This window comes from Devosia sp. BK, assembly GCF_032907385.1.
Classification (GTDB): Bacteria; Pseudomonadota; Alphaproteobacteria; order Rhizobiales; family Devosiaceae; genus Devosia.
In genome coordinates this window covers 1579157-1593626 of record NZ_JAIMBX010000001.1, presented here as the reverse complement: position 1 = coordinate 1593626, position 14470 = coordinate 1579157, and the positions used below count along the sequence as shown (strand labels likewise).

The 14470-nt window shown below is 60.1% G+C and carries 17 protein-coding genes and 1 riboswitch; of the genes, 13 read left to right on the top strand and 4 right to left on the bottom strand.

Annotated elements, in window-relative coordinates:
- The first annotated feature begins 195 nt into the window (after positions 1-195).
- The gene (locus DevBK_RS07880; RefSeq protein ID WP_317185043.1) at positions 196-504 is read left to right on the top strand and encodes a Dabb family protein; all 309 of its coding nucleotides are present in this window, start codon (positions 196-198) and stop codon (positions 502-504) included.
- 19 nt (positions 505-523) lie between these two features.
- On the opposite strand, the gene DevBK_RS07875 is transcribed toward DevBK_RS07880, so the two are convergent.
- Together DevBK_RS07875 and DevBK_RS07870 are read right to left on the bottom strand one after the other, a co-directional pair.
- Entirely contained in the window at positions 524-1255 is a 732-nt protein-coding gene (locus DevBK_RS07875; RefSeq protein ID WP_061907045.1) for an arginyltransferase, read from the bottom strand.
- A gap of 58 nt (positions 1256-1313) precedes the next feature.
- Positions 1314-1853, bottom strand: coding sequence for an RDD family protein (locus DevBK_RS07870; protein ID WP_210168430.1), 540 nt, complete (start codon positions 1851-1853; stop codon positions 1314-1316).
- A gap of 92 nt (positions 1854-1945) precedes the next feature.
- On the opposite strand from DevBK_RS07870, the gene DevBK_RS07865 reads away from it, so the two are divergent.
- On the top strand, positions 1946-2743 hold the full coding sequence (locus DevBK_RS07865; protein ID WP_317185042.1) for a class I SAM-dependent methyltransferase: 798 nt from the start codon (positions 1946-1948) through the stop codon (positions 2741-2743).
- A gap of 105 nt (positions 2744-2848) precedes the next feature.
- Positions 2849-3787, top strand: coding sequence for a DMT family transporter (locus tag DevBK_RS07860; protein WP_317185041.1), 939 nt, complete (start codon positions 2849-2851; stop codon positions 3785-3787).
- Here the strand turns inward: DevBK_RS07860 and hemB are convergent.
- Positions 3784-4797 (bottom strand): porphobilinogen synthase, encoded by a 1014-nt coding sequence (gene hemB / locus DevBK_RS07855; protein ID WP_317185040.1) that lies wholly within the window; start codon positions 4795-4797, stop codon positions 3784-3786. The genes DevBK_RS07860 and hemB overlap by 4 nt on opposite strands.
- A 201-nt stretch (positions 4798-4998) precedes the next feature.
- On the opposite strand from hemB, the gene DevBK_RS07850 reads away from it, so the two are divergent.
- From DevBK_RS07850 to DevBK_RS07835, 4 genes are all read left to right on the top strand, one after another.
- Positions 4999-5388 carry a hypothetical protein gene (locus DevBK_RS07850; protein WP_061907042.1) on the top strand — a complete coding sequence of 130 codons (390 nt, stop codon included), beginning with the start codon at positions 4999-5001 and terminating at the stop codon, positions 5386-5388.
- A gap of 339 nt (positions 5389-5727) precedes the next feature.
- The gene (ldtR, locus tag DevBK_RS07845; protein WP_061907041.1) at positions 5728-6237 is read left to right on the top strand and encodes a transcriptional regulator LdtR; all 510 of its coding nucleotides are present in this window, start codon (positions 5728-5730) and stop codon (positions 6235-6237) included.
- A 385-nt stretch (positions 6238-6622) separates the two neighbouring features.
- Positions 6623-7831, top strand: a complete 1209-nt coding sequence (locus DevBK_RS07840) for a murein L,D-transpeptidase (RefSeq protein ID WP_317185039.1) — start codon at positions 6623-6625, stop codon at positions 7829-7831.
- A gap of 264 nt (positions 7832-8095) precedes the next feature.
- On the top strand, positions 8096-8308 hold the full coding sequence (locus DevBK_RS07835) for a DUF6898 family protein (protein WP_317185038.1): 213 nt from the start codon (positions 8096-8098) through the stop codon (positions 8306-8308).
- A gap of 30 nt (positions 8309-8338) precedes the next feature.
- Here DevBK_RS07835 and DevBK_RS07830 read toward each other — a convergent pair whose 3' ends face one another.
- Positions 8339-8794, bottom strand: coding sequence for a BA14K family protein (locus tag DevBK_RS07830; protein WP_062631086.1), 456 nt, complete (start codon positions 8792-8794; stop codon positions 8339-8341).
- Between the two features lie 160 nt (positions 8795-8954).
- Positions 8955-9038, top strand: a riboswitch (ZMP/ZTP riboswitch).
- A gap of 120 nt (positions 9039-9158) precedes the next feature.
- Here DevBK_RS07830 and glyA point away from each other — a divergent pair.
- The 6 genes from glyA (at position 9159) to DevBK_RS07800 (ending at position 14446) form a co-directional block, all read left to right on the top strand.
- Positions 9159-10457, top strand: coding sequence for a serine hydroxymethyltransferase (glyA, locus tag DevBK_RS07825; protein WP_317185037.1), 1299 nt, complete (start codon positions 9159-9161; stop codon positions 10455-10457).
- Between the two features lie 64 nt (positions 10458-10521).
- Complete coding sequence (gene nrdR, locus DevBK_RS07820; RefSeq protein ID WP_317185036.1) at positions 10522-11001, top strand: transcriptional regulator NrdR; 480 nt, start codon at positions 10522-10524, stop codon at positions 10999-11001.
- An 80-nt stretch (positions 11002-11081) separates the two neighbouring features.
- Entirely contained in the window at positions 11082-11555 is a 474-nt protein-coding gene (gene ribH, locus DevBK_RS07815) for a 6,7-dimethyl-8-ribityllumazine synthase (RefSeq protein ID WP_317185035.1), read from the top strand.
- A gap of 1 nt (position 11556) precedes the next feature.
- Positions 11557-12051 (top strand): transcription antitermination factor NusB, encoded by a 495-nt coding sequence (nusB, locus tag DevBK_RS07810; RefSeq protein ID WP_061907035.1) that lies wholly within the window; start codon positions 11557-11559, stop codon positions 12049-12051.
- Positions 12052-12233: 182 nt separating this feature from the next.
- Positions 12234-12452, top strand: coding sequence for a hypothetical protein (locus DevBK_RS07805; RefSeq protein ID WP_317185034.1), 219 nt, complete (start codon positions 12234-12236; stop codon positions 12450-12452).
- A gap of 182 nt (positions 12453-12634) precedes the next feature.
- Complete coding sequence (locus DevBK_RS07800) at positions 12635-14446, top strand: hypothetical protein (RefSeq protein WP_317185033.1); 1812 nt, start codon at positions 12635-12637, stop codon at positions 14444-14446.
- Positions 14447-14470 lie beyond the last annotated feature (24 nt).

Sequence of the window (14470 nt, the reverse complement as noted above, 5' to 3'; positions counted from 1 at the left end):
TAGGCCCGAACGCCCGGAGAGCTATGCTCGAAGGGCCGGACGTGCTCATCACGGACCACCGCATGTCACCCGGCGAAAGCCGGGGCCCATCCTGAGATCTCAAGATTGATCCCGGCTCAAGGCCGGATGACGCGCGGTGGATTACCAACAAGCTTATGAAGCTCTTACCCCAAATCCTTCCAAGGACTCACGAAAATGATCCGCCACTGCGTTCTCGTCCGTTTCCGTCCTGAAGTAACGCAAGAGCAGCGCGCTGCGCTCTATGCCGAACTTGAATCATTGCGTGAAGTCGTCCCCGGCTTTCTCGCTATGTCAGCAGGCCCCAATGTGTCACCCGAAGGCGTCCACCAAGGCTTCGTCGATGGCTTCACCATGGATTTTGAGGATGAGGCGGCCCGTGACGCCTACCTCGTCCACCCGGACCATAAGGCCGCAGGCTCAAAACTCGTCGCGGCACTCGAAGGCGGCCGTGATGGTCTGATCGTGTTCGATATGGTTGTGTGACCGGCAAACGCCGGTCGTATCAATCCTCGACCCGACACCAGCCGGCATGGCCGCGCTGCACTTCCAGCGGCCGATACTGCGCCTTATAGGCCATCTTGGGCGAGTTCTTCACCCAATAGCCAAGATAGACGTAGTTCAGCGCCGAGGAGCGCACCTGCGCGATGTGGTCGAGAATAAGAAAAGTCCCGAGGCTGCGATGTGCCAGTTCCGGGTCATAGAACGAATAGACCATAGATAGCCCATCGTGCATCACATCGGTGAGCGCCACCGCGACCAATTGCTCGTCAGGATGGTCGCGAAGACGATATTCAACCAGGATGGATTGTACTGGCGTGTCTTCCACCATGTACTCATAGTCCTGATAGGACATCTGCGTCATCCCGCCGCCCGCGTGCCGGGATTCGAGATAGCGTCGGAAAAGCTCATATTGCTCGGTGGTGGCGGTCGTCTGCCGGACGGTAACGGACAGATCCTCATTGTTCCGCAACACGCGTCGAAACCGGCTCGATGCCGCAAATTCGCCAGCCACAATCCGCACGGATTGGCAGGCATTGCAGCCCTCGCAGGCCGGCCGATAAATCAGGTTCTGGCTGCGGCGAAACCCATTGTCGCTGAGCACATGATGCAGCGCCGAAGCGCGTCGCCCGCTCAAATGGGTAAAGAGCTTCCGCTCCATGTGGCCCGGCAAATAGGGGCACGGCATGGCTGCAGTCAAAAAAAGCTGCGTTGTCTCTGGTGATTGGTCGGTCATCTACGACCCGTTGCTGCAATCAGACGATACTAGCCTTAGAGCAGCCGCCTCGCAATGTTCACGAAAAGGCCGTGCCTCTCGCACCGCCCCAACGCCGCACCATGGGCGATCGACGCACCATCAGCGTGCCGACGACCAGGTCATGGATCATCTGCCGCCGGGGCGTGAAAAGCGCAAACAGCAGCGAAATAGGCCAGGAAATCCAGAAGCTTACCCAAAAGAGCAGCGCGTGGAAAATAGCCATCCAGCCATCGAGTGGCTGCCCCCGCGTCGGCGTCAAAACGATATCCATCATCTGCATGCCGACGGTCGCTCGTCGCGATGACCCGAGCGTTGCAGCATAATAAAGCACGATGGCGCCGGGAATCACCGCCGGCAAGGCGATCCAGGCCAGCCCCAGCGTGAAGAAGCCAAGCACCCCGCCAATCATCAGCGCCGCCAGCACCAGCGCCCCCATGATCATCAGGTCGATGAAGTAAGCCATGACGCGTCGCGTCAGCACGCCTTCGAACAATTCGGGGGCATTTGCGGGGTCTGGGAGATAGGGGCGAACATGGTCCTGGGTCATGGTCCAGAAATTGTCACGCCTGCGCCGCAATGCAAGACCCAAGGCACAGAAAAGGAACCGCCTGCGCCAAGGGTGACACGCTCGCCCGAGCATCCTATCCTTCCAAAACCGAGGAGGGCGCGATGAGCCAGATCACCCAAGACATGGATCGCCAATATTCCGATAGCGAAAAGCTCGCCGCCCGCGCTCGCCTCTCCGGTGGCTTCAGCAAAGCGGAGGTCCCGTGGTTCACTTGGGTTGCCCAACATGTTTCGGTCTCTACCGGCGCCAAAATCCTCGACGTTGGCTGCGGCCCCGCCTGGTTCTGGCAGGAGGCCGTGTCGGTGCTCCCAGAGGGCCTCGATGTGACACTGTTCGATCAATCCCCCGGCATGGTGGCCGAAGCCGAAACCCGCTGCCGCGCGCTACCCTTCGCAAGCATCTCAACCCAGGTCGGCGACGCCACGAGCCTGCCCTTTGCCGATGAAAGCTTCGACGCCGTCATCGCCATGCACATGCTCTACCATGTGAAAGACCAGGCTGCCGCCATCGCCGAGTTCCATCGCGTCCTCAAACCAGGCGGGACGCTCCTCGTCACCACCAATGGCCGCAACAACATGGCCGAACTCTATGTCCTGACCACGGTCTTCGGCAGCGCCCCGCGCGATCCCGCTGGCGACGCCTTCGGCCTCGACCGCGCCGAGCATCTTCTGAAAGCCCAGTTCGGCAATGCCGCGCTCAAGATCTATCCCGCGACCATGCGCGTCACCGATCCGGAAGTCGTCTACCTCGCCATGACTTCATATCCGCCCGGCGATACCGCGCCGACCGATCAGCAAGCCGCCTTCCGCGCTGCAATTCATTCCGCTTTCGAAGCCGGCAACGGTGGCGTCGACGTTACAAAGGAAGTTGGCTTAGTCGTGAGCCGCAAAGCCGCTTAGCGATTGAGGCGTTTCCGCTGGGCTTGGCGGGGCCTGGTGCTTATTATCGACCCAATCCTGCCATTTGCGAGTCGCCCCGATGCGCTCGCCGCCTCGGACTAAACCATGTCGACCACTTCTGCGTCCCCCGCGCCGCTGACCGATCAGCCATTGCGCGGCCTTGCCCTGATCATCGGGGCAACGATGCTTTTCGCCCTCAACGACACGACCAACAAACTGCTGGTCACTGAATATAACGTGCCGCTGGTCACGGCCATTCGCTACATCACTCATACACTTCTGATGCTGGCGCTCGTCGCGCCGTTCCGCGGCCGGCAGATGGTGAAAACCACGCGCACCGGTCTCGTCCTCGTCCGCGGCGCCTGCCTCGCGGTGGCGTCTCTCCTGATGGGCTTTGCGCTACAACGCATGCCGGTCCCCGAGACGACGGCGATCGTTTACATCATCCCCGTTCTGGTCATCCTGCTCTCCGGCCCGATCCTTCATGAGAAGGTTGGGTCCGCCGCCTGGCTCGCGGCAGCGCTTGGCTTTGGTGGCGTGATGCTCATCGCGCGTCCTGGCGGCGGGCTTGATCCGCTCGGCGTTGCCTTTGCGCTCGGCAATGTCGTCGTGTCGGTCGCCTACAACATGCTCTCGCGCGTCCTCGCCCGCACCGAGCGCACCATCACCATGCTGTTTTATACAGCCCTCATTGGAGCCATCGCCTTCGGTATCCTTCTCCCTTGGACGCTCTATGGCGTCGCACCCACGCAATTGCAGATCGTGCTCTTCCTCAGCCTCGGCGTCTCCGCCTGGCTGGGCCACTATCTCTTTACGCAGTCCTATCGGTACGCACCCGCCGCGATTCTCGCGCCGATGAACTATCTGCACTTGGGCTGGGCAACGCTGCTTGGCTGGCTGGTCTTCGGCCACGCCCCGGATTCGATCGCCCTGATCGGCATCGCGCTCGTTGCCTGCGGCGGCGTCGTCAGCGCAACAATGGCGCGCCGCCGCAGCCCGCGCGCCAAGGAAGAAGTTGCAGCGGCGCCCGAAGAGTCGGTTTAGGCCCCGAGCTTCCGCGCCATTTCGAGCGCATAATAGGTGAGGATGCCATTCGCACCGGCACGCTTGAACGCCCAAAGGCTTTCGAGCACCGCCGCATCGCGGTTGATTGCACCGGCCGCCCCGGCCAGCTCGATCATCGCATATTCCCCGCTCACCTGATAAACGTAGATCGGCACGTTGAAGGCGTCTTTGGTCCGCCGCACGATGTCCAGATAGGGCAGGCCCGGCTTGATCATCACGCTGTCGGCGCCCTCGGCGATGTCCTGCTCGATTTCGCGCAGCGCCTCGTCCGAATTGGCGTAGTCCATCTGATAGGTGCGCTTGTCGCCGCGCAACCGGCTCCCCGAACCCACCGCCTCGCGGAACGGACCATAATAGCAGGACGCATATTTGGCCGCATAAGACATGATCTGCACGTCCTCGAAGCCATTGGCGTCAAGCGCCGTGCGGATAGCGGAAACGCGCCCATCCATCATGTCGGATGGCGCGATGATATCGGCGCCCGCCTTGGCCTGCACCAGCGCCGATTTGACCATCGCCGCCACGGTCTCATCGTTGAGGATATGACCGTCCCGGACCAGACCATCCTGGCCGTCGCTCGAATATTCGTCGAGCGCCACATCGGCAATCAGCCCGATCTCGGGCACAGCGGACTTGATCGCCGTCAGCGCCCGGCACATCAGATTGTCCGGATTATAGGCCTCGGCCCCATTCTCGCTGCGCAGGTGATCTGGCGTATTGGGAAAAATCGCCAGCGCTGGAATGCCTGCATCGCGTGCGGCCTTCGCCGCCTCAACCAGGAGATCGATCGAAAGCCGCTCCACGCCTGGCATGGTCTTGATCTGCGTCCGCTCGTTCTGCCCCTCGATCGCAAAGAGCGGCCAGATCAGGTCACGCGGCAAGAGCTCCGTCTCGCGCATCATGTTCCGGCTCCACCCCGTCCGCCGCAACCGCCGCGGCCTGCGGCCTGCGAGGAAGGACATATCGTGTTTGGGCCAGCTTTCGCTCATTCTTTCATTCCTTGCTACGTGATGGAGGCATCCACCGGACCCAACCGAATTCGCACTAGCGAATTCGGTGACACCTCCGCCGTGATGGGGGCGGCTGGGAGGGGGCAACAATCACTTTGGCTTTGGGCGTCATAACAGTCGGAGTGATCGCCTCCAAGCCGCCGCTTGTCGCAGCCCCGTCCCATGGCATAGTAAGAAGCCATGTCGTTCAAGTCACCCCAACTCGGTCTTTATCTCCGCATCACCGCACTCCTCAGCCTCGCTCTGGGGCTCAGCGATGCCGGGCGCCTTCTCGGCATCAACTCTGGTGCGACCAGCCCCGTCGCCGTCCTTGGCTCATCGGGCTTTGTATTTCTCGCGATCTTTTCGCTCTCGCGCCTTTTCGCGGGCGTTGGGCTCTGGCTCAAGGCTAGTTGGGGCGCCGTGCTTCTCGTTGGATCGACCACGGCCGAACTCGCGCTTTATCTCGCCGGCAATGGCGATATCCACATGTCCGCTCCGGGCTTTGCCGTCCGCGTCATTCTGCTGGTCGCCATTCTCGTGATTTTTGCCCTCAGCTTCCGCTTCACCCGCGCCCAGGCAGCGGACTGAATCTTAGCCTGCCAATTCGGCTCAAATCGCTGGGATCACGGTAACCGTCCGCGGTGGCTGCGATTAGGCAAAGAGGGGCGCCTGATACGCGGCCCGTCTGCGCGAAGACCCTACTTCTGCCTAACGCGCTAACAGCCCCAACCCTGTGTCAAAGCCGTTTACGCCCCGGAAAGGTTACAACTTTATGCACCGGTGTGACGATCCGTTAAGCCAAATTCTCATTGCTTTCCAGTAAGATGACATTAAGCGTGCTGCTTAGGTGGATCTTAGTCCGGCCGTCGTAGTTTGGCCTCATGAGATGCGAAAAATCGCACGCAGATAAAAACAGTGAGGCAAAAAATGGCAATCAAGTCGAACGCAGCTGAGACCCTAGTTCCGAACCGTCCGGAAAGTCTGAAGCCCCTTTATCTCGAAGCCGTCTCCCGCGTGGAGCGTCTGCACCGCCGTCTGCTCGATCTAATCAAGGACGAGTTTGACCGTATGGGCTGGGATGATATCAACCCGGTCCAGGCGCTGCTGATGTTCAACATCGGCGATAGCGAATTGACCGCCGGCGAACTGCGTTCGCGCGGTTACTACCTCGGTTCGAACGTCTCCTACAATCTCAAGAAGCTGGTCGAAACCGGCTACATCTTCCAGGAACGTTCGCGGACCGATCGTCGCTCGGTCCGCATCCGCCTCACCCCCAAGGGCGAGGAAGTCGCGGAAGTCATCGACGAACTCTATGATCGTCACCTCAAGTCCATCGACAAGGTCGGTGGGCTCGGCGACGAAGAGTTCGACAACCTCAATAAGGCACTGGCCCGTCTGGAGCGCTTCTGGGTCGACCAGATCCTCTACAAGCTCTGATCCGGTAGCCGTCCGAAGCGATTTGCCTCCGTCACCGCCTCAAAGCGCGGGGCGGGGTAGGGCGCCACAGAATCAAGAAAATAGCATGCGGGTGTAGGTATGTGTTGCCTCCACGCCACACTCTTTGCAGAGACGCCGGCCGCAAGCCGGCGTTTTCTTATTTGTGCCGCAAACCGGGCGCAGCGATTTTTGCTGGTTTTAAACCATTTTTCGCTAATTCAGAGTCGTGCCGAGCGTGGTTCACAAGGCGTTGAGAGCCGTTGTGGAATCCGCCTCAGCAGTGATATCGCGCCATAACGTGGCGAGCGACTTTTTCTGGGGTACCGATATGCGGGTAAATCGACGTTCCTTTCTCCAATCCATGACATTCGTTGGCGCGTCCGCAGTGCTGCCGACTTTGGCACGGGCGCAGGAAAGCGAGTCGATGTGGGGCATGTTCTCGCGCGATCGTGTGCTGGGCGACGCTGCCAAGGGCGGTGCAACCGCTGCTGCCGAAGCGCTGATTTCGACCAATGAGCCAATCCTGTCGTTCGACACGGTCTACAACCTGCAGCTCGCCATCTCGCAATACGAGCCATTCGTTGCGGCCGGCGGTTGGGAAGGGATTCCTCAGGAAGCCTATGGCCTCAACTTCGGCAAGTCTTCGCGCGCCGCCGTTGCTCTCAAGCGCCGCCTGATTTCTTCGGGCGATATGGCGCTCGTTGAAAACGTCAACGACGTCTTCGACGAACAGACCGATGCTGGCGTCCGCGCTTTCCAGGCCCGCCATGGTCTCGTCGTAACCGGCCAGGTCGATGAAGCCACTTGGTACGCAATGTCCGTGCCGGCTCAACAGCGCCTGCAGCAGCTTTACCTCAACTACACGCGCGTCCAGAGCATGGCCGCCAATCTCAACCCGCGCTATGTCGTCGTCAACATTCCGGCTGCGACCATCGAAGCGGTGAATGACGGCATGGTCGAGCAGCGCCACACCGCGGTGGTCGGCCGCGTCGAGCGCGCCACCCCGATCATGGCGAGCAAGATCAGCCAGATCAACTTCAACCCATACTGGCATGTGCCCAAGTCGCTGGTCCGTCAGGACCTGACCAAGTACATGATGGAAAACCCCAACTACCTGACTGAACAGAACATTTTCATCTATGACGGCTCGGGTCAGAAGGTTGATCCCTCGACGATCAACTGGGCCGCGATCACCGATCAGCAGGTGAATTACATGTATCGCCAGGAACCTGGCGCGGCCAATTCCATGGGTCACTGCAAGATCAATTTCTACAATCCCTACGATTGCTACCTGCACGACACCCCGTCCAAGGCTCTCTTTGGCGAAAACGCTCGTTTTCACTCGTCGGGCTGCGTTCGTGTCGATGGCGTCAATCAGTTGGTCAATTGGCTGCTGCGTGACAATGGCGATTGGGATCAGACCAAGGTCGACTCGACCTTCGAAGCGCTTGAACGCCTCGACGTCGAGTGCAAGGCCCGTGTGCCGATCCACACGACCTATATCACCGCCTGGGCCAACCGTCAGGGCACCGTCAGCTTCCGCGACGACGTCTACAAGTTCGACGAGCAGGGCAAAGTGAGCTTTGATGCGTAAGCGTTAAGCCCTTAAAATACGAAAAATCCCCGCGAAAGCGGGGATTTTGTTTTTCAATATTCTCCCCTCACTCTCGGCGTCATCCCCGCGTAAGCGGGGATCTCTGGCCCCGTAGATGGTTCCCGATTTCGCGGGAATGACGCCGTAGTTGTGCGGAGGGAGTTGATGCTGATCGATGATCATCGATACGGCCAGCCGGTCCCATCTATTCCGACTCCCCCGCCCGAAAATCCCTGATAAACTCCATCCATCAATGGAGGTCCCATGGCGGGCGAGGTTCTCTTCGAGTTTGTGCAGATGGGGCAGGTGATGCGTGTCGCCGCCATCGACGAAGAAACCGGCACGGAAGTTTTCGTCATCACGCCGGTCAACGCCGCCCGCATTCACATGGAACGCTTGGCCCTCGCAAAGCTTCGGCGGAAACTCGGTGAACCCGAGCCCCCGCCGCCGCCGCGTCCATCAGGACGTTATGCCTGAGACCGCAAAGGTCTCGGCGCTACTCTGAAGTTAGAGACGGCACTGATGGCGGATGCCATCATAGCCGAGATAGGTATTGGTCCGCTCATCATAGGATTTGTAGCGGGCGTAGCACGCGTTGACGTTCCCGCCGCCATTGCCTTCACGATAGACGACCACGTCTCCGCGATTATTGTTGGCCGCGCCATTGGCAATGATCGAGCCAAGCGCTGCACCAAAAGCGATCCCGAAGATGCCGGCCGAGATATTGTCGATCGACGAACGGCGGGTATTGTAAAAATTGTAGTAGTCGCGATCGTCCCAACCACCATTGTAGAAGCCGCGGCAATCGCGGTCCCATGGGTTGCGGTCGCAATAGGTCTCAACGACCTTATAGCGCTGGCCAAAGCTTAGATTGACCGATTGCGCCTGCGTCGGGGCAGCGGCGCTCAGCATCGCCATGCCACCCAGGGCTACACCACTCACAATACGTGCAAGGTTCATCATTTCTCAACTCCCGGGCCGCAGCCCACAAGATCCTTGCGCAAACAATGTCGAGACCTGTCGACTGGTTGCGAGATGCCTAAATAATGAATACCTCATATGTGCTTTCACCCAGTTGAGTGACGCGCCCTCTTTTCCCAGGCGCTCATTTGCGGCATAAGGGTGCCGTTCGCGCGACTGGCGAGAAAAGGTGGGCAACCATCGGGGAACGCGAACCTCTGTGAAGCCGCTCGCCTGGGCACCCATCCGCGATCAAGGGAGCCCCCATGCACCCGATTCCGTCTGTCCGGCCTTTTATTTGCGCCATTCGACGTGATATGGGCACCGCCATGCCGGCCAACCTGATCCTTTTTGAGGAAGTCTTCCCATGAGCGCTGCAACGTCAACTCCGCTCTTCCCGCATTTCTTCTCCGCCGCCGTGGCCGAGACGGATCCGGATCTCGCACGGGCTATTCAGGACGAACTGGGTCGCCAACAGAACGAAATCGAGCTGATCGCTTCGGAAAATATCGTCTCCCAGGCCGTCCTCGAAGCCCAGGGTTCGGTGCTGACCAACAAATATGCGGAAGGCTATCCCGGCAAGCGCTACTATGGCGGCTGCCAATATGTCGACGTGGCCGAAAGCCTTGCCATCGAGCGCGCCAAGCAACTTTTCGGTGTGGCTTTTGCCAACGTCCAGCCCAATTCCGGTTCCCAGGCCAACCAGGGCGTCTATCAGGCCCTGATCCAGCCGGGTGATACCATCCTCGGCATGTCGCTCGACGCGGGTGGTCACCTGACCCATGGCGCCAAGCCCAACCAGTCCGGCAAGTGGTTCAACGCCATCCAATATGGCCTCCGCAAGCAGGATGGCCGCGTGGATATGGACCAGGTCCGCCAGCTCGCGCGCGAGCACAAGCCCAAGATGATCGTCGCCGGTTTCTCGGCCTATTCGCGCGTCATGGATTGGGCCGAGTTCCGCCAGATCGCTGACGAAGTCGGCGCAATCCTGTTCGTCGATATGGCCCACGTGGCCGGTCTCGTTGCCGGCGGCGCTTATCCGAGCCCGTTCCCCCATGCCCATGTCGCATCGACCACCACCCACAAGACCCTCCGTGGTCCGCGTGGCGGCCTGATCCTTACCAACGATGAAGACATCGCCAAGAAGATCAATTCGGCCATTTTCCCGGGCATCCAGGGCGGCCCGCTGATGCATGTCATCGCGGCCAAGGCCGTGGCCTTCAAGGAAGCGCTCCAGCCTGAGTTCAAGCAATACGCTGCTAAGGTCGTTGCCAATGCTCAGGTTCTTGCCGAAACCCTCGTCAAGGGCGGCGTCGATATCGTTTCGGGCGGCACCGACAATCATCTAATGCTGGTCGATCTCCGTCCCAAGGGCCTCACCGGCAAGGCGACCGAAAATGCCCTCGGCCGCGCGCATATCACCTGCAACAAGAATGCCGTGCCTTTCGATCCGGAAAAGCCGGCGATCACCTCGGGCATCCGCCTCGGCACTCCGGCGGGCACGACGCGCGGGTTTGGCACGGCCGAGTTCCAGACCATTGGCGAGCTGATCATCGAAGTGCTCGATGGCCTCAAGACCAATGGCGACGACAACAATGGTGCCGTCGAAGCCGAAGTCCGCGCCAAGGTGAAAGCCCTGACCGACCGCTTCCCGATCTACGGGTAAAACACCCTTCGTCATTCCCGCGAAAGCGGGAATCCCTTCTTTGCCATGAGAGGACATAGAGCCAATGCGCTGCCCCTATTGTGGCAATGACGATACCCAGGTGAAGGATAGCCGCCCGACTGAAGATTCGGGCGCTATCCGCCGCCGCCGCGTGTGCAATGCCTGCGGCGGCCGCTTCACGACCTTCGAGCGCGTGCAGTTGCGTGATCTGACCGTGGTCAAGAAAACCGGCCGAAAAGTCCCCTTCGATCGCGAAAAACTCACCCGCTCGGTCAATACAGCGCTGCGCAAACGCTCTGTCGATCCAGAGCGTGTCGACCGCATGATTTCGGGCATCGTCCGCCAGCTCGAAAGCCTTGGCGATGTGGAAATCACCTCGGATCAGATCGGCGAATATGTCATGGAGGGTCTCAAGGGGCTCGATGACGTTGCCTTCGTTCGCTTTGCCTCGGTCTACAAGAACTTTGCCGGTCCCGACGATTTCCGGGATTTCCTTGCCACCCTCGATGCCGACGCCAATACGCCGCCGCCCGAAGATGATTGAGTTCCCCACCGGAGTCCTGCAGTTGCGCGGACTCGCCCGGGGGACTAAGGGATTGGCTGGCAAGTTTTAGGATGACGGCAATGGATTCTTACGGCGAACGTTTCCCCATCGAGGCCAATTCCGCAGTTGGGCTCCACTTCCTCATCGTCGAAGGTAGGGCCTATCCCGGCATTGCCGGTGAAATGAAGTCGGGTGCCGTCGCCGCGCTGACCGCCGCTGGCGCGACCTACGACGTCATTGCCGTCCCCGGCGCCATGGAAGTTCCTGTGGGCGTCGCCATGGCGCTCGAAACCGAACGATATGACGGCTTCGTCGCCCTCGGCTGTGTCATCCGCGGCCAGTCCAATCATTACGTCGCTGTTGCCAGCGAGAGCATTCGTGCGCTGGCCGAATTGGCCGTCGTCGATGCATTGCCTCTCGGCATCGGCATTCTTACCGTCGAGAATGAAGGTCAGGCCTGGGCCCGCGCCCGCACCAATGATGGCGACCGTGGCGGCGATGCTGCCCGCGCCGCCCTCGCTCTCGCCGCTCTCAAGGCAAAGTTGAACGCATAGTATGAACGACACGCAGAAGCCCGTACCGCAGACCGCACGCAGCGCCAATCAGCGCGGTGCTGCACGCCTTGCCGCCGTGCAGGCGCTTTATCAAATGGATGTGGGCCGCCAGACGCTTGAAGATACGCTCGCCCAGTTCGGCGCGTTTCATCTCGGCCGCGAGATCGAAGGCGAGCAATATCTCCCGGCCGATGCCGACTTTTTCAGCCAGATCGTTCGTGGCGTTACCAAAAATCAGCTCGAAATCGACCCGGCCATCGATACGGCTCTGGCTGACGATTGGCCGATGGAGCGCATCGATTCGACGCTCCGCGCCATCCTCCGCGCCGCTGCCTTCGAGCTGCTTCGCCGCCGCGATATCCCGCCCCGCGTCGTCATCACCGAATATGTCGATGTTGCCCGCGCTTTCTTCGAAGAAGACGCCTCCGGCATGGTCAACGCCGCCCTCGATTCCATCGCCCGCACTGCCGGCGTCGATATGGAAAAGAAGGCCTGAGCCCTTTTCACACAGTGTTCCACCCGGCTGCCCTTGCACTGGCAACTATGGCGTTGACCCCTGCTGTGCAGGCGGAGGCGCCGTGTCCAGTACAATACGCGCTGGCGAGCACGGCATCTGAGAGCGTTGGCGTCATCGTTGAGTGCAGCGTCAAGAACGCCAAGCTTCCAGCCGAAGACATTATGCTGTCTCCCGACGTCGCACTGTCGCTCGGCGTAACCGAAGGCGGCAGCGTGAATCTGCTCTCTCCGGAAGGACCGGACACCCCGCTCGGCGCATTCCCAGTCCTGAAGTCCCTCACCGTCGTTTCAGCGCCGTCGGGCCCGTTATCGGAAAACACGGTCATTGTCTCGAGGGCGGCCTTCCAAGAGCTCTTCGGCAAAAACGGCTCGCAAAACTAATCTCCTCAGCACGCTAGCTACATTCAATGCACCAACTGGTTACTTAGCCTTGACCTTTTCGTCCAGCTGATGGAATGTTTGTTCCGCGATCTACGATTGTGGAATTTGCATATCATCACCAAGAGCGGCTGAGCCTTCGGTACAATAATAAACGCCGGCCTCCGCTCATTGAGGAGGACATCATGAATCGCCGTTTTTTCCTGGGTGCCGCGGCGGCGCTCGGCACGCAGGCCGTTGCCCAGTCCCGCTGGCTCGCGGGCTCCGCCATCACCCTTGGTCTTACAGGAACCGCCATGTCAGCCGAAGCCGATACCGCTAGTCTCGCTCTTCTTACCAAATCCGCGGACGACCAGGTCCAAAAGACCATCGAAGGCCAGCCCCAGGCGATGACAGGTTCCCCACGCGGCTTGACGCGCCAGGTTCGCCGCCTCGTCACGCCCTTTGTCTGGGCGGACTCGAAATACCACCACGACGAATCCCTGCTCCCCCACATCCGCCAGGCGCTCGAAAAGCTCAGCCAGGCGCAGCATGACGATGGCACCTTCAGCGTCGGCAATCGCCATTCCCCGCCCGATACCGGCTTCCTCATCGAAGATTTCGGTCTCATGGTCTCGCTGCTTGAGGCTGATGATCACGCCGATAGCGCCGCCATCGCTGACACAATCCGCGCCATCCTGACCAAGGCCGGCCCAGGCCTCGCGACCGGCGGCGTCCACACGCCCAATCACCGCTGGAAAATCTGCGCCGCCCTCGCGCGCATCAGCCACGTCACCGGCGATAAATCCTACCTAGCCCGCATCGACGAATGGCTCGCCGAAGGCATGGATATCGACGAAGACGGCATCTATTCCGAGCGCAGCCCGATCTACTATTCCGAGGTCACCAATCCCTCGCTGCTCATCGTTGCCCACGTCCTCGATCGGCCAGAACTTCTCGATTATGTCCGCAAAAATCTCGAACTCTCGATCGAGCACGCTGACCGGAACGGCGAAATCGAAGCCGTTCACTCCCGCCGCCAGGATCAGCATCAGCAGGGCACCAATCTAAAATCCTTCTACGTCCAGTTCCGCGAACTGGCTCTCCTCGATACCAATGGCCGTTTTGCTGCGATGGCCCGCCTGATCGAAGAAAAATTCGCCCCCGAACTCGGAGATTATCTCGGCGACCTCATCGAGCGTCCCGAACTCTCCACGGCCCTCCCGGCCAGCCAGGAAGCCTTCGTTGATTTTGCCAAGCACTACAAAACCGCCGGCCTCGTCCGCATCCGCCGCGGCCAAATCACCGCATCCGCCTTCGGCGGCAGTGATTGGTATGTGAACGGGCACGAGAGCAAGTTCTTCAACACCGTCGGCTCTGGCCTCTCGACCAACCCGACCATCTTCCGCTCTACAAACGGCGCTGCAATCCTCGACGCCGTTCGCCTCGTGCCTAATTTCTTCTCCATGGGCCATTTCCGCTCCAACGGCATCGGCTACGACAACGGCGCCATCACGCTCGGCAATGAGCTCAAGGTCCCTTACTACCTTCCCATGCCCCCAGAGCGCCGCGATCCCGACGGCGTCTATGCGCTTTCGCGTTCTGTGGATGGCCGCTTCAATTCCATGCTCGATTTCGAAAATCGCCCCGTCTCAACGCGCGATCTCAAGACCGACGTGGCCATCACTGAAACCGAAAATGGGTTCGATCTCGCCTTTGACGTCTCGGGCGAAGAGGATGTTGAACTCACCTGGGAACTCACCTTCCGCGAAGGCGGCGAACTGTCAGGCGTCGAAGCCCTCGAAGATGGCACCTTCCATCTGATCGAAGGGCAGGGGACCTACACCCTCGGCCAGGACAAGATCACCTTCGGCCCCGGCAATGGCAAAGGCCTCATCGAGGTGCGTCCCGGTGAACAATATAGCTGGACCAATGGCAGCCTGACCCTCAAAGGCCACCGCGTCTACATCACCGCCAAATCGCCGGTGACCTACACCCTAAGCCTCGGCTTCGCCTGACGCTCGATCGCTTCCTCCCCCTAC

What these genes read in the sequence shown, in the direction of transcription:
- DevBK_RS07880 (WP_317185043.1), top strand. Translation starts at nt 196, where the DNA reads ATGATCCGCCACTGCGTTCTCGTCCGTTTCCGTCCTGAAGTAACGCAA.
- DevBK_RS07875 (WP_061907045.1), bottom strand. Translation starts at nt 1,255, where the DNA reads ATGACCGACCAATCACCAGAGACAACGCAGCTTTTTTTGACTGCAGCC.
- DevBK_RS07865 (WP_317185042.1), top strand. Translation starts at nt 1,946, where the DNA reads ATGAGCCAGATCACCCAAGACATGGATCGCCAATATTCCGATAGCGAA.
- DevBK_RS07860 (WP_317185041.1), top strand. Translation starts at nt 2,849, where the DNA reads ATGTCGACCACTTCTGCGTCCCCCGCGCCGCTGACCGATCAGCCATTG.
- hemB (WP_317185040.1), bottom strand. Translation starts at nt 4,797, where the DNA reads ATGAGCGAAAGCTGGCCCAAACACGATATGTCCTTCCTCGCAGGCCGC.
- DevBK_RS07850 (WP_061907042.1), top strand. Translation starts at nt 4,999, where the DNA reads ATGTCGTTCAAGTCACCCCAACTCGGTCTTTATCTCCGCATCACCGCA.
- ldtR (WP_061907041.1), top strand. Translation starts at nt 5,728, where the DNA reads ATGGCAATCAAGTCGAACGCAGCTGAGACCCTAGTTCCGAACCGTCCG.
- DevBK_RS07835 (WP_317185038.1), top strand. Translation starts at nt 8,096, where the DNA reads ATGGCGGGCGAGGTTCTCTTCGAGTTTGTGCAGATGGGGCAGGTGATG.
- DevBK_RS07830 (WP_062631086.1), bottom strand. Translation starts at nt 8,794, where the DNA reads ATGATGAACCTTGCACGTATTGTGAGTGGTGTAGCCCTGGGTGGCATG.
- glyA (WP_317185037.1), top strand. Translation starts at nt 9,159, where the DNA reads ATGAGCGCTGCAACGTCAACTCCGCTCTTCCCGCATTTCTTCTCCGCC.
- nrdR (WP_317185036.1), top strand. Translation starts at nt 10,522, where the DNA reads ATGCGCTGCCCCTATTGTGGCAATGACGATACCCAGGTGAAGGATAGC.
- ribH (WP_317185035.1), top strand. Translation starts at nt 11,082, where the DNA reads ATGGATTCTTACGGCGAACGTTTCCCCATCGAGGCCAATTCCGCAGTT.
- nusB (WP_061907035.1), top strand. Translation starts at nt 11,557, where the DNA reads ATGAACGACACGCAGAAGCCCGTACCGCAGACCGCACGCAGCGCCAAT.
- DevBK_RS07805 (WP_317185034.1), top strand. Translation starts at nt 12,234, where the DNA reads ATGCTGTCTCCCGACGTCGCACTGTCGCTCGGCGTAACCGAAGGCGGC.
- DevBK_RS07800 (WP_317185033.1), top strand. Translation starts at nt 12,635, where the DNA reads ATGAATCGCCGTTTTTTCCTGGGTGCCGCGGCGGCGCTCGGCACGCAG.